Below are 23,545 nucleotides of genomic sequence, written 5' to 3'. Positions count from 1 at the left end.
TCAATAATCTTATTCTTTGAGGTAAGGCTTCAATTTCTCTACCATCATTTCCAACCTTTGTGCATTATTTTGATACATTTCACTGGCAGATTTTGATTCAGTAGCTAAAGTAAATAATTCAAGATCTGCTTGGCATTTTTTTAGAGTCGCTAATAACAATGTTCTCTCCTGCGATTTAGGAAGTTGAATTTTATCATCATAAATATCCACTGTTAATTTTCCATAAGCATCAACTTGACCAAGAAAAACATTATCAAGAGCAACATTTAATTTTTCTAATTCAGCTTTTAACCAAGATCGATTATAACCTGTAAATCCAAGTGCTTCATCTAAGATCATTCCTTCAGAAATGACAGTTTTAGGTTCTTTTTCTGGTGCGACTTGCAATTGAACATCCTTTGGAGTGATTGGTTGTTTTTCTTTTTTCAACAATACGTTCAATTCACCGCTCGGTTCAAGTACAGCAAATTCCACATCAGCTATATTAAAAGCATTTTTCTTTCTTAAAAGCGAGGCCAAGTCATCGACCGTATGTTTTTCTTTCATTAAACTATCTTCCTGTATTTTTCCATCCTTAATTACAACAACAGGAGCACCATCAAGAAAATCTCGAACTTTTTTACTCTTCAAGGAAAGATATGTTAATAATACGGGAATTAAAGCCCAAATAAGTAAGCTGTACATTCCATTTAAAAAGTTTTGTCCCACACCAGTGGATATCTCCGCAGCAATGCCACCAACTACTATCCCGATAATATATTCAAAAAGGGACAATTGACTAATTTGTTTTCTTCCAAGCATTTTGGTTAAAAAGAATAAAACGATTAGCGTAATGATCGATCGTAAAATAACTTCGAGCCAATTCAGTCCCATTTCTTCACCTTCCCTTAACTCTTATATTGAGGCTCCTCACGTTCAAGAATGACTAATCTATTTTGTAAATCTGTAATGATTTCGTCTGCTTCTAACATACTTTCATGAAAAACTTTCTGTGCATTAGCATCTGTACTCATTAATGCGAAGCGGCTTAAATTGCTTTTAGCACCATTAAGACTCGCGATGCAATTCTTAATATCTGAAGCAATTGTCATTTTCTTTAAACCCCTTTTAGAAAAGGATGATATGATACATATCATCCTTTTTATTTTCTTATTGTTGTTTATATTGTGGTTCTTCTTGCTCTACTTCATTCATTCGTGGTGTTAGTGTGTCAATAATTGATTGTGTTTGTTGAGCGCAGGATTGATAAAGTTGCTTTGCTTGTTTATTGTCTGTCGCTAAAGAAAAACTTTCTAAATTCGCTTGAGCACTCTTCAATCCAGAAATGGTTTGCTTAATATTGTTAATAACCGTCATGATCATAACCCCTTTTTGGTGTAGTTTGACTTTTGTTCGTACTGAACGATGTTAGTTTATGAAAATGGATTAATTTTATAATTAGAAAATATATCCTAATAAAAAAACGCCCCATTACGAATTGGAGCGCTTTTTTGCTATAAGTAAAGCAATTTGTATCATTGTAATTGGTAATGATGTTTTCTTTCTATATGCTAAATATTTTGGTTCCCATGAACTTGCATACTTTTCCTTAAACTTCTTTAATCCTTTGAAATGATAGACAAAATTACCATGCGTGTATATTTGTGATGCTAATTTTTCCCCCATAAAGGAATACTTTGAAAGTCCTACATTTGCGAGCGGCGCCATTCCTAAATTAAACCGCTTATACCCTTTTAATTTTGCCCATTCAAATAAATTAATGAAAATAAAGTCCATCGTTCCCGATGTTACATTCGGGATATATCTCATTAAATCAATTGATAATGTTGTGTGATTATCATAAACCGGCATAATACTAACAAATGCAATAATATTTTTATCCGGATCCAATAATATTGCTACAGGAGCTGTTTCCAAATAGCTTTTATCAAAAAATCCAAGTGAGAATCCTTTCTCTCTCTTCCCGTTCAACCACTGATCAGAAATGGATTTTAATGCTTGAAAATCTTCTTTAGAAAAGGGAGGTTCAAGTAACCGAAAGGTATACCCTTCTTTTTCAAATTTATTTTTCGTCGCTCGAAGGCCCTTCATTTTACTACCCGATAGAGAAAAAGTTTGTAAGTCCACAAAAGCTTCCTCACCTAATTTAAAAAAATCGTAGCCATTTTCATGTAATTTAGGAATTAGTTCATTTGTTACTTGATAGTAAGCTGGTGTATATCCGTATAAATCTGCAAAATCATGAAATTCTTCGATGGAATGAAAAAATTCTTCCTTTTTCCCTATTGGATCACCTAGGACAACTAGTTTATCAGCATATTGCTCATACATCATCATTACTTGCCCTGTTTCATTCCAAAATATTTTTTTATCATGTAAAAAGACTAAATGTGAAAGAACGGTTCCTCCATACTTTTTTAAATGAGCCATCACCTTGTTTTCATCGATTTGATAGGATCCTGGTGTCCTTGGTCTCATAAAAAAATAGGTGATTAACATAATTATTGCGGCGATCAATAAACCGGTAATTGCACTCAAAATTAAATCACTCGCATCAATAATCACATATTTTCGAATAAAACGAGGAATTTTCAACTTACTCTCAGGTAAATTATTATAACCAATTAACACATATAACAATGTAAAGAAAAGGATGACCATTAAATCAAATGCAGCTCTACCCCATGTAACTACGAAATTCAACCGATAAAAACGCTTCTTGGAAACAACTAACATAACCGCTACAAAGCCTAAATAAATGGCCTCTTCATAATCAAACCCTTTAACAAGGCAGAGCAAGGAAGCGAAAATTAACAGTACAAGTGTCGAGTAATATGCCCATCTTACTCTGTACTCTATCCCTCTAGATAACAAAATTAATAAAAATCCGGTAACGATTGTCAATTGATGTGAAAAACCCATTAATGGAGAAGATAAGAATTCTCTTAAAAACTTAATTCGGTCAAGAACTCCTGGCAATGATGCCGAAAGTAATAAAACGATTCCGGAGAAAAATACTAATATTGTTAGTATCCAGTGACTCATATTTTTTGAGATGACAAAAATTATTTTTTTATATTGCTCATCCAACTGTTTCCAAAAATATCTTACAAATAAACCGATTGCAACAATAAACGGAATAAAATAATAACAAACTCGATAAAGTAATAAAACTAATAAAATTTTTTCTGTCTCTATATGATAAAATTCAAGACCCATTAAAATGACGAAATCAAATGAACCTAATCCACCCGGAATCATACTTATTATTCCTGCAGTTGACGCAACAACGAAAATCGGAAATAGCTGTGTGAAACTTATAGGGACATTGACTAATAGTGCAATTACCCAAAAAAACAATAACGCACTCATCCATTCAAATAGTGAAATCACCATAAGTTCAATCAAATAATTATTTTTAAAGGAAAACTTTGCATTTTTTATATTTTTCCATTGAAAGCTTATTATTAAAAATGGAATATACAAAGCCATCGCCCAAACGGCAATTTTCAACCATTTCAATTCCACTAAAAAAATCGGTTTAAATACTCCTATTGCCACTAACCAGCATAAAATGGATATTCCCGAAATGTAGAAGATTGACACTTTCGCGATATTTTTTAAAATCACATCTTTTTCTTTATAATATTTTTTATAAAAAAAAGTGCGTAAACTAAGACCGATCACACCGCCGAATCCTAGAAAATTCGAAAACGTATTTACAATCCATGAATAGGAAAATAATTCCTTTGCTTTTAAATTTAACTTTAAGATTTTGCATAAAATTAGATCATAAAATAGCATAGGAACAATGGCTATTAACCCTAAAATAACAATTAATAAAATATGCGAAGGCGTAAGTTCAGATATATTATTTTTCAATAAATTTATATCGATATCTTTTACCATTTTTTTCGATTCAAAAATAATTAACACTAAAAGGGCAATTGGAAATGCAATTTTTAAAAAAGATATAAACCTTTTTTTACTTAATTTCAAGGTAACACCATCTTTCATACGTTGAAAAAATATCATTATAACAAGCTGTTGAACATGAAAAATCATTATGTATTTTAATTAAATAAAGAAAATATATTCGCTATGAGGTATTTTCGTATAAAAAAATAGCCCAAGTATTACTACTTGAGCATTTTTTCCAATTAAGTTTAACCTAATGATGTAACAGATTTCTCTTCTTCAAGCTTTTGGAGTCTGCTTTCCACTTCTTCTTTTGTTAATTCGTGTTCTTTTATATAAAGGTTTCTTGGATGTACTCGACATTCATGTGAGCAACTGCGTAAATATTTATGTTCATTTTCTTCTGAACATAACATTTGACGATTACATTCAGGATTTGCGCAATTAACATAGCGTTCACATGGTTCCCCTGTAAAATAATCTTTACCTACAATGACATGCTCTTTATGATTAATTGGAACCGCAATCCGTTCATCAAATACATAGCATTGTCCGTCCCATAGTTCACCTTGTACTTCAGGATCCTTCCCATAAGAGACAATTCCGCCATGAAGTTGTGCTACATCTTCAAAGCCTTCTCGAACTAACCAGCCTGAGAATTTTTCGCAACGAATTCCACCAGTACAATATGTTAATATTTTTTTACCTTGTAATTGATCTTTATTCTTGCGAACCCAATCCGGAAGTTCTCTAAATGTTTCAATATCAGGACGGATAGCCCCTCTGAAATGCCCAAGATCATACTCATAATCATTTCTTGCGTCTAAAACAACTGTATCTTCGTCTTGCATTGCTTCAAAAAACTCTTTTGGACTATAGTATTTTCCTGTTAGTTCATTAGGATTTATATCATCTTCCAAACGTAAAGTGACAAGCTCTTTTCTTGGTCTTACATGCATTTTTTTAAATGCATGTCCGTCGGCTTCATCCACTTTAAATATAATCCCGTCAAATCGTGGATCATTTTTCATCATCTGCATATATTGATCTGTTTGTTCAACTGTACCTGATACAGTTCCGTTAATCCCCTCTTCAGCAACGAGAATTCTACCTTTCAAGCCTAAATCCTTACAGTAGGCTAAATGTTGTGCTGCATATTCTTCAGGGTTCTCAATTTTTGTATAAAAATAATACAATAACACTCGATATGGTTTTGTTTTTTCACTCATCGATGCTACCACCTATCTATTTATATTTGCAAGATATAAATGTATTTAGGTTGTACACTTTTCTCTTACAATAGTACATTTTATACAAATTAAGTAATTCGTGCAAGATGTTTTTAAGTATCAATCACATCCTACTTGAATTTAAAGCCTTTCAATGCCTCCGCAAGTGCATTATTTATTGGTTCTTCTTCTCTTTGTTGTTTCATGTATTTCTGGACGGTTCGTTTATCTACTTTTCCGGCTGATTCCTTCTTGCGCCTCTCTTCAAAAGCAGATAACTTTTCTCGATATCCACATTTACATGCGAAGATTTGACCCTTTCCTTCACCTCGAAGTTCCATTTTCTTTTTACATTGTGGACAACGAGCATTCGTTATACGTGCTACGTTCTTTCTATATCCACATTCACGATCTTGACAAACAAGCATTTTCCCTTTCTTACCGTTAACCTCAAGCATCGGTTTCCCACAGTCCGGACAAGACTTTGTTGAGATATTGTCGTGTTTATATTTTTTATTACTTGCTTTTATTTCAGCTACCAGTTCTTTTGTATGTTCTTTCATTTCATTAATAAAAACGGCTTTTTTCAGTTTTCCTTTGGCTATCAGTTCAAGTTTTTGTTCCCACTGGGCAGTTGTCGCCGGCGATTTTAATTCTTCCGGTACTAAATCTAACAGTTGACGGCCTTTGGAAGTAATAAAGATTTCTTTCCCACCGCGTTTTTCAATTAGAAATGAATTAAATAATTTTTCAATTATATCAGCACGAGTTGCTACTGTACCGAGCCCGCCTGTTGACTTTAACGTATCCGTAAGTTTCTTGTCGTTTGCTTCCATGAACCTTGAAGGGTTTTCCATTGCGGATAGCAGGGTAGCTTCTGTAAAACGTGCAGGTGGTTTTGTTTGCCCTGATGTTTCGTTAATTAATTTAGTTTTTAATACATCACCTTTTTCGAGGCGCGGCAATAATTGCTCTTTAACTTCATCACCAGATTCCTCATCATCAAAACGGTTTTCGTATACTTCTTTCCACCCAGCATGAATAACTGTTTTCCCTTTCGCAATGAACGTTTCTTCGCCAATTTTGGCTTGCACGGTTAGTTGTTCATATTCAAAGGCAGGGAATAATACAGCTAAGAAACGTTTTATGACAAGATCGTAAATTTTACGTTCTTTATCTGTAAATGCTGAGAATTTCACAAATCCTTCAGTGGGGATGATGGCATGGTGATCACTTACCTTACTATCATCTACAAATGCTTTTGTCGCTTTAATAGGCTTCTTTAAAATCTTACTTGCAAGTGAACGGTATTCACCGACACTACATGCTTTTAATCGTTCTGGCAGCGTACTGACGATATCCGTTGATAAAAAGCGTGAGTCTGTTCGAGGATAGGTTAATACTTTATGTTGCTCATACAATTTTTGCATAATATTCAATGTTTCTTTAGCTGAAAAGCCGAAGATTTTATTAGCGTCACGCTGTAATTCTGTTAAATCATATAAAGCTGGTGAGAATGTTTTCTTATGTTTTCGATCAATGGCAATAACAGTCGCATCTTTTTGTCCAAGTGATTGAATGATTTTCTCGATTTTTTCTTTATTAAAACTACGACTATTACCATTCCTATCTTGCCATGTTAATTTAACAGTATCTGTTCGGGCTTCAATGCCATAATAGTTCTGCGGTTTGAAGTTTTTTATTTCTTCTTCCCGTGCTGCAACCATTGCCACAGTAGGTGTTTGAACCCGTCCACAATTCAACTGTGCATTAAATTTAGTAGTTAAGGCACGTGTTGCATTTAAACCGATATACCAATCGGCTTCCGAACGTGCTACCGCTGAAGCATATAAGTTTTCATACGCTTTACCAGGTTTTAAGTTGTTAAAACCATCTTTAATCGCTTTATCTGTTACGGAAGAAATCCACAGTCGTTTGACAGGCTTATGCACTTTCGCTTTATCAATTATCCAACGTGCTACTAATTCTCCTTCTCTCCCTGCATCAGTAGCCACGATAATTTCATTCACATCACTGCGATTTAATTGTGCTTTCACAGCATTAAACTGTTTTCCGGTTTGTTTTATAACTACTAATTTCATGCGTTCCGGAAGCATAGGCAGATCTTCAAGATTCCATGATTTATATTTATTGTCATATGCCTCAGGATCTGCTAGAGTCACTAAATGTCCCAATGCCCATGTAACAATATATTTGTCGCCTTCGATAAATCCATTTCCTTTCTTCGTACACTTCAATACACTTGCTATATCACGAGCAACTGAGGGTTTCTCAGCTATCACTACACTTTTTGCCATTTTTTCTTAAACTCCTTTACTTACTATGTACAGTCTAATATACCATAGTTTTCGCAGAAAAAATGGATGGCACTTTATTTAGTCGTTTTCGTTAAGCTCACGTACTTTCTTATCACTTGGTAATAAAAACGTTAATAAGCCAAATAAAGGAAGGGCACTACAAAAAATCATCACAAATTTAATACTAAACAAATCTGCTAGATTTCCATAAATGACTGCTCCGATTGCTCCCATGCCAAAAGCAAGACCGACAATTAGACCTGAAACCATCCCAATTTTTTGTGGCATAAGTTCTTGAGCATATACAACTGTAACACTAAAGCTTGAAGTAACGATAAATCCTATTAAGAAAAACAACGGAATGACCCAAAATAACGGTACATATGGAAGAATAAGTGTTAATGGGGCAGCTCCAACAAGAGAAAATAATATTATATTACGTTTTCCGAAACGATCCGCTAACGGTCCACCTAAAAATGTCCCCATTACTCCCGCAATCATAAAAATAAATACAAATATTTGTGCATGTGTAATGCTAACACCATAGTCTTCTATTAAGTAGAATTGGTAGAAGTTTGATATGCCTGCAGAATACCATGAGCGTGCAAAAACGATAAATACGAGTAAAGCCATTGCCAGTTTAATTTTTGGATTAATTGCATTTTTGGAATTTGATACTACCTTTTTCTTCGTCTTTACGCCTATTGCAATTTGACGCTGATACCATTTTGAAACATATAATAAAAGCATAATTCCCAAAGCCGCTACAAAGGTAAAAGATAAAATTCCTTTTTGACCATATGGATAAAATATAAGTGCAGTAAATACGGGTGCCAGTGATTGACCAAAATTACCCCCAACCTGATAAATAGATTGTGCTAATCCCCGCTTTCCTCCTGCGGCCATATATGCCACTCTTGATCCTTCCGGGTGAAAAACGGCTGAACCTATTCCTATAAAAAACACCGAACATAATATGACATAGAAATTAGGTGACAAACCGAACCCAATTAAGCCAATCATACTCATAAACATTCCTAATGGAAGTAAGAATGGAGTTGGCCGTTTATCTGCATAATACCCAAATACAGGCTGCATTACTGAGGAAGTCATATTCACAACAAACGCTATCCACCCTATTTGTGAATAACTTAAACTTAATGTTTTCTCCAGTATTGGAAACATTGCAGGTACTACCGCTTGGATGGAATCATTAAAAAAATGCCCTGTTCCAATAGCGAACAAAATTCCGTAAATCGTATTTAACCCAATATTTTGCTTTTTTTGCTTTGCCGCAACTGCCATTAAACATCTCTCTTTCCAATTAGCATTTTTATATAGATTGATTATACAACTTTTTTTGCTACTCGAAATAAATTTTTTCAAAATTGATACATACATACTATTATGAAAATGTTAGAAAATAGTATTGGAGGTGATTGTATGGGTAAAAGAAAAAAAGATCCTTCAAAAACAGGATTAAGTAATCCGAATGTGAAAGGACAGGGAACAACTAATATGGAGACAGGCCAAGTTCAGGCTGATGCATCAAGAAAAAAACATGGAAGATAACCTTCTACACATTTATAGGAATAATTCAGTAATAAATTAGGCATTTTATAATGAGGAGGTGTCAATTATGACTAAAATTGGTGTTGAACAATCACTTACAAATGTGTCAGAAGCACTTAGACAAAAAGGATATGAAGTTGTTGAACTGAAAAATGAACAGGATGCAAAAGGGTGCGACTGTTGTGTTGTAACTGGCGGAGATAATAATGTAATGGGAATCCAAGATGTTATTATAGAGGGATCAGTTATTGATGCAACGGGGCTTTCTGCTGATGAAATATGTCATAAAGTTGAAAGTAAACTTCCATAATGATTGATTTAATTAAATGTAATAAAAGAAACTGGTCTATTCAACCAGTTTCTTTTTTGAGAATTACTTTTTTTCTAAAGTCATCTATTCGTTTTTAGATAAATTTTCAAACAACCACTCATGAAAAATTTTATATTCTGTAATAGGAAAAACCGGATATGAATGTCTAATTGTAAGTGGAATCCATGTAAGTACAGCACTAATATTATTTAATTTGTCCAGAAGTTTAATATCCTCTTTATTTCGTATAATTACTGCCTTAGGATAAGATTCGTATTTGTATCCTTCGATCTAAATAAGGTCTATCGGTAATAATTCATAAATTTTTAATATATCTTGAAGAGCCCATTTTCGATCTTTATTTTGTAATAATAACTCACCTTTGCCTTCAACAGCAGTAATCATAGAGCCAGCTATTCGATGTTTATCTGAATCTTTCAACCTGTTTGTTGTACTAGGTGTTCCCCCGTGTCCATGGTGTTTAATTGTTCCCACTGACAAATTATGCTCAGTCCAATATCGAATGATTTCTTGAATTACCGTTGTTTTCCCGCTATTTTGATACCCTACAATTTGGAAGATTTGTGGATTTCTATCCATGGTTCATCACTTCCCGTTTGATCCTCGAATAATAATACATCAACAGCGTCTCCTACTTTATATCCCCGAGTCCCCCCCGGAATAACCATTAAACAATTAGCCCACGCTATCGATGAAACGACATTCGATTTATCAAGTCCTACAGGCTCAACAACTAATTTATCCATGTCAAAAGTGACCCTACTTCTAACAAATCGATTAAAAGGATTGGGTTTAGGGAAATCCGTTCGTAATGTTGCCTTTGCTTTTGTTAAGTAGGGTTTCTCTGAATGAAGCCAAAAACGGATAATTGGTCTGACATACAATTCGAAACCGACATAACACGCAGAAGGATTCCCGGATAATCCAAATAATAATTTGTCATTTAAATTCGCTACTGTTGTTACACTTCCCGGTCGCATAGCGATTTTATTAAAAAGAACATTAGCACCTAAACGTTTATAAATTTCAGGGAGATAATCATAATCACCTACAGACACTCCACCCGTAGTAATAATATAATCACATTCTGATAATGCTGTTTCAATCGCGGTACAAAGCGACTTAATTTCATCAGCTCGATTCTCATACTTTCTAACTTCAGCCCCTGCTCGAACGATTTGTGATTCAATCATATAGCCATTACTATTTCTGATTTTCCCGTGTTCTAATGGTTCATCAACATCCAAAAGTTCGCTGCCTGTTGCAATTACTCCGATTATAGGCTTTTTAATAACCGGAACTCGACTATATCCAAAAGTTGCCAACAATGCTTTTACTCCAGGGGTAATAATTGTTCCTTTCGGGATTAAGCGATCTCCTTTTTTTACGTCCTCCCCTTTAAATGAAACATTTTCTCCCGTTTTTACTTTTCTTTTGATCATAATTGTTTTTTTATTTTCCTGTTGTTCTTCTTTAACAAGTTCTAACATAATGACACAGTCGGCACCTTGCGGGAGAGCCGCTCCTGTCATAATACGAATTGCTTGAAATTGACTGACTTTTAGCGGACTAACTTGTCCAGCCCCAATTTCATCTATCACTTCAAAACATACCGGATTTTCACTAGTTGCATTTAGTGTATCTTCTGACCGGATTGCAAATCCATCGTACGGGGATCGATCAAAATGAGGTACATCGTGATCTGAAATTAATGGTTCACCAAGAAAGCGGTTATCACACTCATTTATTGATATCCATTCAACGCTTCCTAAACGTTTCCATTCCATTACTTTTTCAATGGCATCTTTCACCCAAATTGGTCGGCGTCTTTCCACTTTACCGAACTCCCTCCCAAAACAATAAAAGAAGTATGTTAAATACTGCTTGTAAAATTATTTAAAAATAAAAATATATCAGATTAGCCACCAATATAGGACATTTCGATTTTTTGCTTTTTTTCTTTTGGGCGACTCATTCTTTCATCAGAATAACGATCTTTTCGATGATTCCAAATTGAGATAATCTCATCTTTGATTTTATCATCGTCCTTCTCATTACGTAGTATCTTTTTAAGATCATACCCCTTACTCGCGAATAAGCATGTATACAAGTTGCCATCAGCTGATATTCTAGCTCTTGTACAACTTGAACAAAAGGACTCAGATACGGAAGGAATAAAGCCCACTTCTGCATTTTTTTCCTTATATTTATATCGCTTCGCTACCTCTCCAAAATACGCTTGTTCAACTTCTTCTAGTTCAAACGAACTAGAAAGTAAATGGAAAATTTCACGTTTTGTAATCACTTTTTCAAGATTCCATCCATTTGTATTGCCTACATCCATAAACTCAATAAAACGTAATGTAATATCGTTTTCATAAAAATATTTCGCCATAGGAATAATCTCCTGATCATTGACTCCTTTTTGAACGACCATATTTATTTTTACATCAAACCCAATATCTTTTGCCATTTCAATTGCTTTTAAAACAGTCTTTGAACTGACACCCCTTCCGTTAAGGCGTTTAAAAATATCGTCATTTAATGCATCAAGACTAATATTTAATCTTCTTAAACCAGCTGCATATAAATGATGGGCTTGCTTAGGGAGAAAAATTCCATTCGTTGTTAATCCAATATCTGTTATCCCTTTTATATTTACCAAGTTTTTAATTAATTTAGAAAGATTTTTCCGCAGTAACGGTTCCCCACCTGTTAATCGAATTTTCCGAACTCCTAGATTGGCGAATATTCCAACAAGCCTTTCGATTTCTTCGAAGGTAAGCACCTCATTTTTAGGAAGAAATGGATGATCTGGACCAAAAATTTCAGCAGGCATACAGTAATTACATCGGAAGTTACATTTGTCTGTTACGGAAATTCGCAAATCACGAAGCGGTCGGTCCAATTTATCAGTAATTATTTTAGACAATAATCTCATCTCCTAAATTTCCTCTGAATCTAACATCCTGTACATATAGTTTAGCAGTTTTTATAACATTTTTAATACTTTCATAATAAATGTTATTGCTATTAAATTTATGCTGAAAATGTGGATTAAAGACAGTAAAGTAACAAGAAAATACTCTTGGCGTTAATTTCATATATACATTTTACTTATTTTAGCGTAGTTTATAGATAGATTATCTTATAAAAATGATTAAATGAGATATGCAAAGAAGGGTGATGATGAATGAGCCATCTAAAACATTCGCCAAAAACCGTACATTCTCTTCAAATAGTTGATTTACTTTGTTTTACTGAGAAAAAAATGAATATCTCAAAAGGGGATTACCTGTTTCAAGAAGGAATGACAGGTGAGGGAATATATATAATTTTGTCAGGGAAAGTGCAAATAAGTAAGATTACTTCTGATGGACAAGAATTAACATTTAGAATTTGTAGTAAAAATGACATTATCGGAGAGGCAATTTTGTTCTCATATTCACCCAAACATTTATTAAACGCAAAGATTATAGAAGATGGAGAAGTTGCTCTCATCAGAAAAGATATTCTAGAAAATGAATTATTCAAAAATAGTTCTCTAGCGTTTGAATTTATGAAATGGATGAGTGACCAATATAGAAAAACACAAACGATGTTTCGTGATCTTATCCTTCATGGCAAAAAAGGTGCACTCTACTCTACCCTCATTCGCATGACAAATAGTTATGGAGTAAAAAAAGAGGATGGTATACTCATCGATTTGCCTATAACAAACCAAGTTCTTGGAAACTTTTGTGGTACCTCTCGTGAAAATGTAAATCGTGCTTTAAGTGATTTAAAAAAAGAAGGTGTAATCTCTTATTCAAAAGGGAAAATTACGATTCACGATTTGCAATTTTTAAAAGACGCGATATGTTGTGAAGACTGTCCCGCAATCTATTGCACTATACAATGAATCAGGTACTAGGCTACTTTTAACCTAGTGCCTGTTTTAGTATGAAAAACTTAAAAATTTGTTCTTTTGGAGCGAAATAGCTTAATGATAGATCCCGCACTTCCTATTACAATGATCATTATGAGTGGATAGGAATACCATTTCTTTTTATCAGATTCCTTCAAAGTATCTCGTGTATTTTCCTTTTCTTCGGCCTTCACCTTGATCGGGGACAGTTGAAAAGATTCTAATGACATGCCTTTTCTATCAGTAATTTTAAGTTCACCGTTTTTAGAAACATGTTCGGATACATTACTATTAATTAGTTTTGTGAACATGATTTTATGAGGGATTATATATATTTCTTCTCCCTTTTTATATGTCATTCCTTTCGGTAAACTAGATGTTTCAAAATATTTAAATCCATAATCAAGTAATTTCTTTGTGTCATTATAAGCTTCAGATTTCGTTTTTGCATCCATTGTAATAACGGTTAATCGAATGTTTTTATTTTCTGCTGTAGTTGCTAATGTCTGTCCTGATTCATTCACATAACCTGTTTTGCCACCTGTTACCTCTTTATATTCTAATTCACCCTTTAGCATTAAATGATGGGTAATTAGAACCGTTTTCCATTCCTTCCCATTCCACGAGAGTTCTTTCGTTCCAAAAATTTGTCGAAATGTTTTATTTTTCATAGCATAATTTGTGATCTTAGCTATATCATATGCTGTTGTATAATGATTTTTCGCAAATAATCCATGAGGGTTAACAAAATGTGTAGCTGATACTCCTACTTTATCCATGAGAAAAGTATTAAGATTTTTCGCAAACTCGGATACACTTCCGCTCATATGCTCCGCAATTGCAACTCCAGCATCATTCCCTGAATTTATTAATAAACCTTGAATTAAATGCTTTAACGTAACTTGTTCCCCTTCTACTAAATAAACCTTCGTGCCATCGGTATGTTCTACATTTTTACTAATTGTAACAATATCATTCAAATTCCCATTTTCGAGGGCATAAATTGCTGTGGCAATCTTTGTTAGACTTGCAGGGTACATCCGTTCATATCCATTTTTTTCATATAATACTCGTCCGGTTGTACTATCTACTAGTATCGCCGACTTGCTTGCAAGTGACAGTTTTTTTGGACTTACAGCCTCTACGTTCATACTAATATGCAAAGATAAACATAAAACGAACATAATCATAACGCATTTCTTCATTATTCGACACATCCATCTGCAAATTTCTCCAAATTTCATTCTATCAGAATTGATCAAACTTTTTTACTACAAAGTTGAAAATGTAATATAAATGAAAAAATACAGTTTATATTTTTAAATAGTGAAATGTAAGCTCACTTTGCCCTCACTTTCCTTCAATTGCTTGAATAATATATCCGAGCAAAGGAGGTGGCAAAAGTGAATAATCAAACAAATAACTCCAAATGGAAAATTCTTATTATTGTACTTGCCTCCATCGTCCTAGCACTTATTATTCCCCTTGCCTATCAACAAATGAAGCAACCATCTAACCACTCAAAATCAGAAGCACCAAAAAAGAACGAAAGTAACGAAAAAAAAGGTAAAAAAATAATATGGGGAGTAGATTCGGCAAATATAACGACTAACGAAATGTACAAATGTGTAAAAGAAAATTATGGGGAACCAGCTATTTGGGGAAGATATTTAGGGTCCAATGGAAATGTATCGACAGGTCTAACAAAAAAGGAGATTAAATTTTTACATGAAAAAAAGGTAAAAATTCTTTTAATTTATAATCATTTTTCAAATGCCACGACAAAAAAAGCTGGAGTTAAGGAAGCCGAAACTGCAATAAAATTGGCAAAAGAAATCAATGCACCTAAAGGAACGGTGATCTTCGCAGATATTGAACCAAAATATCCGGTCGATTCAGCATTTATACAAGGATGGGTTGATACGATTGAAAAATCGCATTACCATCCCGGTATCTATGGAATATTTGATAAAGATGCAAAGCTTTATAATCAATTTAATAAAGCTAGTAAGGATAACAAAAAGATAAAGGATCAAACTATTTTATGGACAGCTGCTCCTAATAAAAGAATTTCTTCTAAAGAAAAAGCCCCAAATTTCAATCCCATTGGACCGAAAAATTCGTTGCTATATGGTTGGCAATATGGAATTGATGCTAAAACATGCAATATTGATACTGATTTATTTCACGAATCAATTACTGATTACCTTTGGTAAGAATATAAAAAGAAATCGGTCGATAGCCGATTTCTTTTTATATGCTTTTGTAAAGCAATTTCTTTAAAATTGGAAATAAAACATTTGGTAATTCCGCGATATTTGAAACTAATATACTGAAATTACCATAAATATCTTGCAACACTTTTTTCTGGCTTTCTTCAATATCCGTGTTTGACAAAAAGATATTAAATACTTCAATACCTTTTTTTCTTGCTTGTAAAACTGCCTCATGTGTATCAACGATTCCATTTTGCTCATAACCGAAGGCGGCAGGTTCCCCATCCGAAAATACGAGTAAAAACTTTTGTTTTTCCATGCGTGTAATAAGCCGGTTTGTCATTAATCGAATAGCAAAACCATCCCGATTGTCTTCTTCCGGTTTTAACTGCATAATTTCCGGTCCGGAAAATCCGAGCAAAGATGTTTGAAAATCTATAACTGGTTTAAAGTAATTCGGTTGATATTCCTTCGTTGCATCACTTGTATCTTCCCAAAATCCGACTACTTCATGTGAAACTTTTACCGATTTTAATGCCTCATGAAATAACGTAATACCAAGCTTCGTTTGTTCCATCTTGTCATACATCGAGGCTGAACAGTCCACTAATAATGCGAAGGCGGCATCGATTTCACTCGTGGGCTCCTGCTTCTTATAAAATAATCTTGGATTAGTATCAGTGAAATACGGTAAAAGCTTTTTACTCAATCTTCCAAATTGTAAATCATTTCTCGGAGCAATCCTTTTATGTTCTAGCGTTTTTTCAATGAGTTTTTTTAATTTTTTTTGATAAGTGCTTATCTCTTTTTTATATAAATGATATTGTTTAATTTCTTCGTTTGTTGGATTGTCTAAGTTTAGAAAAATCGGATGTGCAAAGCGATTTTCTTTTCCAAATTCGTTATCATTTCGTCCGGTTTTATTTCTTTTTTGTTCTTTCGCTTCTAATTTAGAATAATCATTCCGACTAGTCTTTTGCACACTTCCCTGGACGATTGCTAACGCTTGATCACCCGTTTCCCCTTCTCTAACTCCTTCACCTAAAAAATCTGTTCCTGTCCCCTGATCCAAATCAAACTGTAAGTAACTATTGCTTAATTCACTTGTTTCACGATGCCATGTTCGTAGTTCTTCATTCATGATCTCCTCATCGTCATTCGCTTTATTATCCATAACATCACAATTTTGAAGTGGGTCTTTACGCTTTAAATGATTAAACGTCATACCATTTTCCGTTTCTATCTCAAATCCTTTTTCAGGTAAATGAAAATACTCATTTAGCATATCCTGTTCTAGCACTTCATCAAGTACTTCAAGCATTTCTAGACATATCGATACCGTATCCATCGTTGACTTCGTTTCAAAAAACTTAGAAATCGTATTTCGTACATATGGAATTACTAAATCAATTGATTCATTATAATGTGGAATTGTTTCAATCGGAGTTTCCGAATGTAAAAGTAGATATATATTACTAAATAACGCATCAGTAAAAACACTTTTCACGAGATTAACATTTAACTGTGATTGAAAATGCTTTTGATAGACCTTTTTTCGATGATAAAATACTTTTTTCGTTCCGGGCCGTTCTTTTTTTATCAATTCTTCTATTCGTAGATCTTCTGTAACAATAAATAATTGTTTAGCAAAACTTTTTAAATGTATATTATCTAAACTTTTTATATATCTTTGAATTTGTAGAGTATCAGTATATTTCAAATTTCCTATTGCTCTCAAAAACACATCACTTTTTATACCATCTATTAATAGATGTTGTGGTCGATGATTCCAAAAATGACTGACATAAATTTTTTTTATGGATTGATCTAGATAAGAGTGAACACCAAAATCTACTTCATACTCAGGATTCCTCGTTAAGGTTGTAACTAAATCTGCCATTTCCATCACAATCATCGAATCAACTTTTTCATCATTAAATTGGATAAAGCGTTGCATTTAAACGCCCCCTATTCAAACAATGTTTCGGCAATATTTCTAATCGCAGCTCTCTCTCTTTCGTCCTCAAGCTTATCGATTATCCCTCTTTGAATCGCTCTTAATGGCGGTAAAAACAGGGCCAAATCACATGTATCAATTAATGCCCTTATCGAAGCTGCCTCTTCTGATATTTTCCCCATTTGGGCCTGTGAAATTAAATCGCTAGAAAAGGTTACGAATTTATTTATTAATTCTTCATTTTTTAATTGACTTTGAGATAGCAAAACATTTTTTAATGTTTCCCCTTGAATATAAGGTACATTTATTACGATAAATCGATTTTTAAGTGCTTCATTTAAGGGAACAGTTCCGACATATCCCTCGTTAATAGCAGCAATCACCCCAAAATTACTATCCGCCTTTACCACTTCAGTAGTAAAAGGGTTCGTAATTTGACGTCGGTAGTCAAGGACTCCGTTCAAAATTGGTAAAGTTTCCGGTCTAGCCATATTAATTTCATCTATATACAAAAGATGTCCTTTCTTCATTGCATTAATAACAGGGCCCGATACAAATTCTATCTTACTTTGGTTTTTTTCTTGTGCAATCGTTTTATATCCGAGAAGACCTTCCGCATCTAGGTCAATAGAACAATTTATACTTTGCATCGGTTGATTTAATAACGATGAAAGTGTCTCAGCTAATTTTGTTTTACCGGATCCAGTAGGTCCTTTTAATAAAATATTTTTGCCAAGTAAGATGGCGATCAAAGCATCTTGCAAAATTGAGTCATCAGAAGAAATATACCCATTTTCACTAATTGACTGTTCATACTTTGCTGTAAAACTACTTATTCTATTCTTTAATTTATCTTGTATTTCGATCGGTAATGAAATTTGATTAAATAACATATTTATTTCCTTCCTAAATGTAAATAAACATCCTTTAGTATTTTAGGCTAATAATTGCCCAAATGCAAAGAGTATAATAAAATGAATAATATATTTGTACGGTAGTTTGTTTCATATGATAATATTGTAGATGTGTATTTGAAAAAACACATTATTTAAGATATACTATGCTATCTAACGAAGTAGTTAAGGTGCGTGATGAAAAACTAATGGAATATTTATTGAACCTTACATACGATCCCGTTGTCTGCTCCTTTTATGTTAGTATCTTACTTACAATTGGCCTAGCCTATATATGGAATCATTTTATCGTTAATCCCTATTCTTATATAGCAACCGAGGCAACTGCTGAAGAATTAATAAATCCGCAGCAACGGTTAATTCATAGATTAAAAATACAACATTTACTAATAATATGGATTATGAAATGTGTGAGAAGAAAAGATGCGCCTAATGAGGACCCAGACCATCATTTATCCGTTGACTTTAATTTTTAATTTAATTTAGGAGGATAATTGATGAAACGTTTATTTAAATTTTCTTTATTAATGATTGGAATTGTATTTTTACTATCGGCATGTCAAGGGAACTCTTCAAAAGGAATGGGTAATTCAGGATTTTTTCATGATTATTTTGTAGTACCATTTGCAAAGGTTATACATTTTACTGCTGAATTATTCGGTGGTAACTATGGACTTGCCATCATTTTAATAACCATCCTTATTCGCTTAATACTAATGCCTTTTATGATGAAAACATTCAAAAAACAACAAATTATGAAAGTGAAAATGGAAAAGTTAAAGCCTGAAATGACAGTAATCCAAAACAAAATTAAACAGGCAAAATCAAAAGAAGAACAAATGAAGTTACAACAAGAAATGATGGGACTTTACAAAAAACATGATGTAAACCCTTTAAATATGGGCTGTTTACCTCTCATTATTCAAATGCCTATTTTAATGGGATTCTATTACGCAATTCGTGGTTCAAAAGAAATAGCATCTCACTCATTCTTATGGTTTGATCTTGGACACGTAGATATTCCAATGGCAATTATTGCGGGTATTATGTATTATTTCCAATCAAAAGTGTCACTTATCGGTTTACCTGAAGATCAACAAAAGCAAATGAAAATGTTTGGTCTTCTCTCGCCAATTATGATTTTGATAGTATCATTTAGTGCTCCGGCGGCTTTACCACTCTATTGGGCTGTTGGTGGTGCCTTCTTAATAGGACAAACATACTTATCTAAAAAATTCTATCAAACTCATCCTGTAAAAGAAGAAGAAGCATCTAAATAATAAAAAAGCTGACAAATAACAACATTATTTGTCAGCTTTTTTATTAACTTTAATCTACGCTCTTTTTGTCGATACTTTACTAATTTTGTAGAAAAGTTTTTTCAATTTTTAAATAATATTCATTGAAATGATTCGAATAAACTTGTAGGATTAATATGTAAGCGCTCGTATATGGTGTAAAAAGTTATTGCATCAAGACATACTTCTAGCAAACTTTGAATTCTTTAAGGAGGGCATTTAAATGAGTCAAGTTTTAGTAGGAGTCAATGAAAAAGTAGAAAAATTTTTACAAGGAAAGAAAAAGCTCTATATTAATGGTGAATTCGTTGAAAGTGCTTCAGGAAAAACATTCGATACACCCAATCCTGCAACAGGCGAGGTTTTAGCTACAGTTTATGAAGCCGGTTCTGAAGATATTGATCGTGCGGTAAAGGCTGCCCGCACAGCTTTTGATAGTGGCAAATGGTCAAAAATGAGTGCAGCGGCTCGCGGCCGTCTAATGTATAAATTAGCAGATTTAATGGAAGAACATAAAGAAGCATTAGCACAACTAGAAACTTTAGATAATGGAAAACCAATAAATGAAACAATGAATGCCGACGTGCCCCTGGCTATTGAACATATGCGTTACTATGCGGGATGGACAAATAAAATAACTGGTCAAACAATTCCGGTTAGTGGGCCATTTTTCAATTATACACGACACGAAGCGGTTGGCGTCGTTGGTCAAATTATCCCTTGGAATTTCCCTTTACTGATGGCAATGTGGAAAATGGGTGCGGCTTTGGCAACCGGCTGTACTATCGTATTAAAACCAGCTGAACAAACACCACTTTCTGCCCTTTATTTGGCAGAACTTGCGGAAGAAGCAGGATTCCCTCCCGGAGTAATAAATATTGTGCCCGGATTTGGAGAAACTGCCGGTCAACCATTAGTTGATCATCCACTAGTTGATAAAATTGCATTTACAGGGTCTACTGTCGTTGGCAAGTCCATCATGGAACGAGCATCAAAAACGTTAAAACGTGTAACGCTAGAGCTGGGTGGAAAATCTCCAAATATTATTTTACCGGATGCGGACCTATCTAAGGCTATTCCTGGAGCATTAAATGGTGTAATGTTTAACCAAGGTCAGGTATGTTGTGCAGGTTCCAGAGTATTCATTCAAAAGAAGAATTATGATAATGTCGTTGCTGATATGGTCTCACACGCAAAAAATATTAAACAAGGGGCTGGGCTAGACCAGCAAACACAAATGGGTCCCCTTGTTTCAACAGAACAACAGAGTCGTGTATTAAATTATATTGAAAAAGGATTAAACGAGGGTGCCGAATTACTAACAGGTGGTGGAAAACCACGTGATGAGGGTTACTTTGTTGAACCTACTATTTTTGCGGATGTTAATGATGAAATGACAATCGCAAAGGAAGAAATATTTGGTCCTGTCATTGCTGCATTACCTTTTGAAGATTTAGATGAAGTGATTAATCGTGCAAACAATAGTGAATATGGGTTAGCAGCGGGTTTATGGACACGAGATGTAGCGAATGCTCATTATATTGCCAATCGCCTCCGTGCAGGTACAGTTTGGGTAAATTGCTATAATGTATTCGATGCAGCCTCGCCTTTCGGTGGCTTTAAACAATCTGGTATTGGCCGAGAAATGGGATCCTATGCACTAAATAATTATACAGAAGTGAAGAGCGTCTGGCTTTCATTAAAATAAAAAAAGAGCCTTAGGCTCTTTTTTATTTTAATGATTTTTATTTCCAACAAGTTCTATCGCTTGCCTACGTAAAAGATACTTTTGAATTTTACCAGATGCTGTCATAGGGTAACTATCTGTTATTTCAACATAACGTGGAATTTTATGATGGGAAATTTTATCTTTACAATATTCCCTCACTTCTTCAATTGAAATATTTTCCCCTTCTTTAGGAATAATCCAGGCCATTATTTCTTCCCCGTATTTTTCATCAGGGACACCAATAACTTGGACATCTAATATTTTCGGATGAGTGTAAAGAAATTCTTCGATTTCTCTCGGATAAATATTTTCTCCCCCTCTAATGATCATATCCTTTAGTCTACCTGTAATTCGACAATAGCCATTTTCATCCATCACCGCCAAATCACCTGTATGAAGCCATCCCTCTTCGTCTATTGCTTCTTTCGTTGCATCAGGATTTTTATAATACCCTTTCATTACGTGATAACCTCTCGTGCATAATTCACCCTGTTCCCCATTTTTTACAATTTTATTTGTAAGTGGGTCAACAATTTTCACTTCTACATTAGGTAATGCTCTACCGACAGATTCCACTCTTAGCTCTATTGGATCATTCGTTCTAGTTTGTGTGATTACTGGAGAAGATTCAGTTTGTCCATAAGCAATCGTTATTTCAGTTGCCCCCATTTTTTCAATTACGCCTTTCATGACCTCAATTGGACAATTTGATCCTGCCATAATTCCCGTTCGCAACGAAGATAAATCATACTTATCAAAATCAGCTAAATTTAATTCAGTGATAAACATTGTTGGTACACCATGTAAACCAGTACACTTTTCATCTTGGACAGTTTGTAATACCTCTTTAGGATTAAACTCTTGAATCGGCACCATCGTAGCACCAACCGAAACGCAAGCCATCGTGCCTAACACACAACCGAAACAATGGAAAAATGGCACAGGTATACAAAGCCTGTCTTCCTTTGTTAGTTTCATGCAGTTGGCAATATTGTATCCGTTGTTCACAATATTATTATGAGTTAGCATAACACCTTTCGGAAAACCAGTCGTACCTGAAGTGTATTGCATATTAATAACATCATTTGGATCTAATGACACCAAACGTTTTTCTAACTCTTCATCTGTTACCTCATTTCCTAATAATAATAGATCATTCCAATTATATGTACCCGGATAGCGAGTTTCCCCCATAACAATAACATTTTTGAGTTCGGGCAAGCGTGTACTTGTTAAATTTCCTGCTTCAGATTCTTTTAGTTCAGGGCAAATTTCATAAATCATATCAATATATGATGCCGTACGATAGTTTTCCATTAATATAATCGTCTTACTGTCTGATTGACGCAATAAATATTCAAGTTCTGACGTACGATAGTTTGTATTGACAGTTACAAGTACCCCGCCCATTTTTCCGGTGGCAAATTGACAGGTAAGCCACTCAGGTGTATTCGTTGCCCAAATAGCTATATGATCATTTTTATTAATTCCTAATCTCATTAAACCCTTTGCAACTAAATTACATTGATCATCAAATTCTTTATAAGATAAACGTAAATTCCGATCAGCATATACAACTGCTTCATGGTCAGGATGTAATTCAGCCTTTTGCTTAAGTAACTCACCAACTGTAACGTTTAATAAAGATGACATTTTATATCCTCCTTAACAACTGATTTGAGTAGAATGACAATACTTTAACAACTGATTTGAGTAGAATGACAATACTTAGGCCAAAGAGGATAATCATGATGATTCCGGATAACTCTACTCATACTTATGTTATCATCTTTTTCCGAATATTCAAATATAAAATCACTTAATTAAAAATTAGAAATTAAAATATTTTTGCCAAAACCCTTTTCAACTAGAATAAAAAGCGTTACAATGATTAGAAAATATAGAAAATAATAAATTCCACTAGGAGGTTGTATCATGAAAATCATGAGTAATGAAATGTTGGTAGCAGCCTATCGAGACGCTGAAAAAAAAGGTCAAGATCGTGAGTGGATAAAGATTTTGAAAAACGAACTTTTGAAAAGAGGATTAACACCATATAAATAATTGCAAAAATAATCTTAAAAATTTGGTTGTACATTCATAATTTGAATGCACATTTTTTTTGGAGTATTCAAGCTTGGGACACAATAAAACCC

At 33.9% G+C, this 23,545-nt stretch carries 22 protein-coding genes; 8 read left to right on the top strand and 14 right to left on the bottom strand.

What is annotated here, in order from left to right; translation table 11 throughout:
* Nucleotides 1–9 precede the first annotated feature (9 nt).
* The 7 genes from B5V89_RS08775 to B5V89_RS08745 form a co-directional block, all read right to left on the bottom strand.
* The gene (locus tag B5V89_RS08775; RefSeq protein ID WP_107921274.1) at nt 10–873 is read right to left on the bottom strand and encodes a DUF421 domain-containing protein; all 864 of its coding nucleotides are present in this window, start codon (nt 871–873) and stop codon (nt 10–12) included.
* Nucleotides 874–887: 14 nt separating this feature from the next.
* The gene (locus tag B5V89_RS08770; protein WP_107921275.1) at nt 888–1,091 is read right to left on the bottom strand and encodes a DUF1657 domain-containing protein; all 204 of its coding nucleotides are present in this window, start codon (nt 1,089–1,091) and stop codon (nt 888–890) included.
* A gap of 58 nt (nt 1,092–1,149) precedes the next feature.
* Nucleotides 1,150–1,356 (bottom strand): DUF1657 domain-containing protein, encoded by a 207-nt coding sequence (locus tag B5V89_RS08765; protein WP_066229705.1) that lies wholly within the window; start codon nt 1,354–1,356, stop codon nt 1,150–1,152.
* Between the two features lie 114 nt (nt 1,357–1,470).
* On the bottom strand, nt 1,471–3,999 hold the full coding sequence (gene mprF, locus B5V89_RS08760; protein ID WP_235993217.1) for a bifunctional lysylphosphatidylglycerol flippase/synthetase MprF: 2,529 nt from the start codon (nt 3,997–3,999) through the stop codon (nt 1,471–1,473).
* Nucleotides 4,000–4,166: 167 nt separating this feature from the next.
* The gene (gene trhO, locus B5V89_RS08755) at nt 4,167–5,147 is read right to left on the bottom strand and encodes an oxygen-dependent tRNA uridine(34) hydroxylase TrhO (protein ID WP_107920938.1); all 981 of its coding nucleotides are present in this window, start codon (nt 5,145–5,147) and stop codon (nt 4,167–4,169) included.
* A gap of 131 nt (nt 5,148–5,278) precedes the next feature.
* The gene (locus B5V89_RS08750) at nt 5,279–7,465 is read right to left on the bottom strand and encodes a DNA topoisomerase III (protein WP_108071515.1); all 2,187 of its coding nucleotides are present in this window, start codon (nt 7,463–7,465) and stop codon (nt 5,279–5,281) included.
* Nucleotides 7,466–7,543: 78 nt separating this feature from the next.
* Nucleotides 7,544–8,770 (bottom strand): MFS transporter, encoded by a 1,227-nt coding sequence (locus B5V89_RS08745; protein WP_066229717.1) that lies wholly within the window; start codon nt 8,768–8,770, stop codon nt 7,544–7,546.
* A 138-nt stretch (nt 8,771–8,908) separates the two neighbouring features.
* On the opposite strand from B5V89_RS08745, the gene B5V89_RS08740 reads away from it, so the two are divergent.
* Nucleotides 8,909–9,037 (top strand): YuzL family protein, encoded by a 129-nt coding sequence (locus tag B5V89_RS08740; protein ID WP_084347544.1) that lies wholly within the window; start codon nt 8,909–8,911, stop codon nt 9,035–9,037.
* A 67-nt stretch (nt 9,038–9,104) separates the two neighbouring features.
* Nucleotides 9,105–9,347 carry a YkuS family protein gene (locus tag B5V89_RS08735; RefSeq protein WP_066229719.1) on the top strand — a complete coding sequence of 81 codons (243 nt, stop codon included), beginning with the start codon at nt 9,105–9,107 and terminating at the stop codon, nt 9,345–9,347.
* Between the two features lie 291 nt (nt 9,348–9,638).
* On the opposite strand, the gene B5V89_RS20445 is transcribed toward B5V89_RS08735, so the two are convergent.
* The 3 genes from B5V89_RS20445 to moaA form a co-directional block, all read right to left on the bottom strand.
* Nucleotides 9,639–9,947 carry a molybdopterin-guanine dinucleotide biosynthesis protein MobB gene (locus B5V89_RS20445; protein WP_244913474.1) on the bottom strand — a complete coding sequence of 103 codons (309 nt, stop codon included), beginning with the start codon at nt 9,945–9,947 and terminating at the stop codon, nt 9,639–9,641.
* Entirely contained in the window at nt 9,914–11,203 is a 1,290-nt protein-coding gene (locus tag B5V89_RS08725) for a molybdopterin molybdotransferase MoeA (protein WP_142406519.1), read from the bottom strand. Before B5V89_RS08725 ends, B5V89_RS20445 begins: the two co-directional genes overlap by 34 nt.
* 83 nt (nt 11,204–11,286) lie before the next feature.
* On the bottom strand, nt 11,287–12,309 hold the full coding sequence (gene moaA / locus B5V89_RS08720) for a GTP 3',8-cyclase MoaA (protein ID WP_108071513.1): 1,023 nt from the start codon (nt 12,307–12,309) through the stop codon (nt 11,287–11,289).
* 252 nt (nt 12,310–12,561) lie between these two features.
* Here moaA and B5V89_RS08715 point away from each other — a divergent pair, with 252 nt between their 5' ends.
* Nucleotides 12,562–13,269: a Crp/Fnr family transcriptional regulator gene (locus B5V89_RS08715; RefSeq protein ID WP_066229727.1), complete on the top strand. Its 708-nt coding sequence runs from the start codon at nt 12,562–12,564 to the stop codon at nt 13,267–13,269.
* A 50-nt stretch (nt 13,270–13,319) separates the two neighbouring features.
* Here B5V89_RS08715 and B5V89_RS08710 read toward each other — a convergent pair whose 3' ends face one another.
* Nucleotides 13,320–14,480 carry a D-alanyl-D-alanine carboxypeptidase family protein gene (locus B5V89_RS08710; protein WP_108071511.1) on the bottom strand — a complete coding sequence of 387 codons (1,161 nt, stop codon included), beginning with the start codon at nt 14,478–14,480 and terminating at the stop codon, nt 13,320–13,322.
* A gap of 198 nt (nt 14,481–14,678) precedes the next feature.
* Here B5V89_RS08710 and B5V89_RS08705 point away from each other — a divergent pair, with 198 nt between their 5' ends.
* Nucleotides 14,679–15,491: a glycoside hydrolase domain-containing protein gene (locus B5V89_RS08705; RefSeq protein ID WP_107919983.1), complete on the top strand. Its 813-nt coding sequence runs from the start codon at nt 14,679–14,681 to the stop codon at nt 15,489–15,491.
* Nucleotides 15,492–15,528: 37 nt separating this feature from the next.
* Here B5V89_RS08705 and B5V89_RS08700 read toward each other — a convergent pair whose 3' ends face one another.
* Both B5V89_RS08700 and B5V89_RS08695 read right to left on the bottom strand, forming a co-directional pair.
* Complete coding sequence (locus B5V89_RS08700) at nt 15,529–17,448, bottom strand: vWA domain-containing protein (protein WP_108071509.1); 1,920 nt, start codon at nt 17,446–17,448, stop codon at nt 15,529–15,531.
* Between the two features lie 11 nt (nt 17,449–17,459).
* Nucleotides 17,460–18,341, bottom strand: a complete 882-nt coding sequence (locus B5V89_RS08695) for an ATP-binding protein (RefSeq protein ID WP_108071507.1) — start codon at nt 18,339–18,341, stop codon at nt 17,460–17,462.
* A gap of 191 nt (nt 18,342–18,532) precedes the next feature.
* Between B5V89_RS08695 and B5V89_RS08690 the strand changes: the two genes are divergently transcribed.
* From B5V89_RS08690 to B5V89_RS08680, 3 genes are all read left to right on the top strand, one after another.
* A complete protein-coding gene (locus B5V89_RS08690; RefSeq protein ID WP_142406518.1) occupies nt 18,533–18,838 on the top strand; it encodes a hypothetical protein in 306 nt (101 codons plus the stop codon).
* A 21-nt stretch (nt 18,839–18,859) separates the two neighbouring features.
* A complete protein-coding gene (gene yidC / locus B5V89_RS08685; protein ID WP_066229749.1) occupies nt 18,860–19,642 on the top strand; it encodes a membrane protein insertase YidC in 783 nt (260 codons plus the stop codon).
* A gap of 241 nt (nt 19,643–19,883) precedes the next feature.
* Nucleotides 19,884–21,368, top strand: a complete 1,485-nt coding sequence (locus B5V89_RS08680) for an aldehyde dehydrogenase family protein (RefSeq protein WP_066229754.1) — start codon at nt 19,884–19,886, stop codon at nt 21,366–21,368.
* A gap of 27 nt (nt 21,369–21,395) precedes the next feature.
* Here B5V89_RS08680 and B5V89_RS08675 read toward each other — a convergent pair whose 3' ends face one another.
* The gene (locus B5V89_RS08675) at nt 21,396–23,042 is read right to left on the bottom strand and encodes an AMP-binding protein (RefSeq protein ID WP_108071505.1); all 1,647 of its coding nucleotides are present in this window, start codon (nt 23,040–23,042) and stop codon (nt 21,396–21,398) included.
* Between the two features lie 282 nt (nt 23,043–23,324).
* On the opposite strand from B5V89_RS08675, the gene sda reads away from it, so the two are divergent.
* A complete protein-coding gene (sda, locus tag B5V89_RS08670; RefSeq protein WP_107919986.1) occupies nt 23,325–23,453 on the top strand; it encodes a sporulation histidine kinase inhibitor Sda in 129 nt (42 codons plus the stop codon).
* Nucleotides 23,454–23,545 lie beyond the last annotated feature (92 nt).

This window comes from Heyndrickxia sporothermodurans (genome assembly GCF_003055045.1).
Lineage (GTDB): Bacteria > Bacillota > Bacilli > Bacillales > Bacillaceae_C > Heyndrickxia > Heyndrickxia sporothermodurans.
Note: the sequence above shows the minus strand (reverse complement) of the source record. Positions and strands in the feature narration are given on the sequence as shown.

What these genes read in the sequence shown, in the direction of transcription:
- B5V89_RS08775 (WP_107921274.1), bottom strand. Translation starts at nt 873, where the DNA reads ATGGGACTGAATTGGCTCGAAGTTATTTTACGATCGATCATTACGCTA.
- B5V89_RS08770 (WP_107921275.1), bottom strand. Translation starts at nt 1,091, where the DNA reads ATGACAATTGCTTCAGATATTAAGAATTGCATCGCGAGTCTTAATGGT.
- B5V89_RS08765 (WP_066229705.1), bottom strand. Translation starts at nt 1,356, where the DNA reads ATGACGGTTATTAACAATATTAAGCAAACCATTTCTGGATTGAAGAGT.
- trhO (WP_107920938.1), bottom strand. Translation starts at nt 5,147, where the DNA reads ATGAGTGAAAAAACAAAACCATATCGAGTGTTATTGTATTATTTTTAT.
- B5V89_RS08750 (WP_108071515.1), bottom strand. Translation starts at nt 7,465, where the DNA reads ATGGCAAAAAGTGTAGTGATAGCTGAGAAACCCTCAGTTGCTCGTGAT.
- B5V89_RS08745 (WP_066229717.1), bottom strand. Translation starts at nt 8,770, where the DNA reads ATGGCAGTTGCGGCAAAGCAAAAAAAGCAAAATATTGGGTTAAATACG.
- B5V89_RS08740 (WP_084347544.1), top strand. Translation starts at nt 8,909, where the DNA reads ATGGGTAAAAGAAAAAAAGATCCTTCAAAAACAGGATTAAGTAATCCG.
- B5V89_RS08735 (WP_066229719.1), top strand. Translation starts at nt 9,105, where the DNA reads ATGACTAAAATTGGTGTTGAACAATCACTTACAAATGTGTCAGAAGCA.
- B5V89_RS20445 (WP_244913474.1), bottom strand. Translation starts at nt 9,947, where the DNA reads ATGGATAGAAATCCACAAATCTTCCAAATTGTAGGGTATCAAAATAGC.
- moaA (WP_108071513.1), bottom strand. Translation starts at nt 12,309, where the DNA reads ATGAGATTATTGTCTAAAATAATTACTGATAAATTGGACCGACCGCTT.
- B5V89_RS08715 (WP_066229727.1), top strand. Translation starts at nt 12,562, where the DNA reads ATGAGCCATCTAAAACATTCGCCAAAAACCGTACATTCTCTTCAAATA.
- B5V89_RS08710 (WP_108071511.1), bottom strand. Translation starts at nt 14,480, where the DNA reads ATGAAGAAATGCGTTATGATTATGTTCGTTTTATGTTTATCTTTGCAT.
- B5V89_RS08700 (WP_108071509.1), bottom strand. Translation starts at nt 17,448, where the DNA reads ATGCAACGCTTTATCCAATTTAATGATGAAAAAGTTGATTCGATGATT.
- B5V89_RS08695 (WP_108071507.1), bottom strand. Translation starts at nt 18,341, where the DNA reads ATGTTATTTAATCAAATTTCATTACCGATCGAAATACAAGATAAATTA.
- yidC (WP_066229749.1), top strand. Translation starts at nt 18,860, where the DNA reads ATGAAACGTTTATTTAAATTTTCTTTATTAATGATTGGAATTGTATTT.
- B5V89_RS08680 (WP_066229754.1), top strand. Translation starts at nt 19,884, where the DNA reads ATGAGTCAAGTTTTAGTAGGAGTCAATGAAAAAGTAGAAAAATTTTTA.
- B5V89_RS08675 (WP_108071505.1), bottom strand. Translation starts at nt 23,042, where the DNA reads ATGTCATCTTTATTAAACGTTACAGTTGGTGAGTTACTTAAGCAAAAG.
- sda (WP_107919986.1), top strand. Translation starts at nt 23,325, where the DNA reads ATGAAAATCATGAGTAATGAAATGTTGGTAGCAGCCTATCGAGACGCT.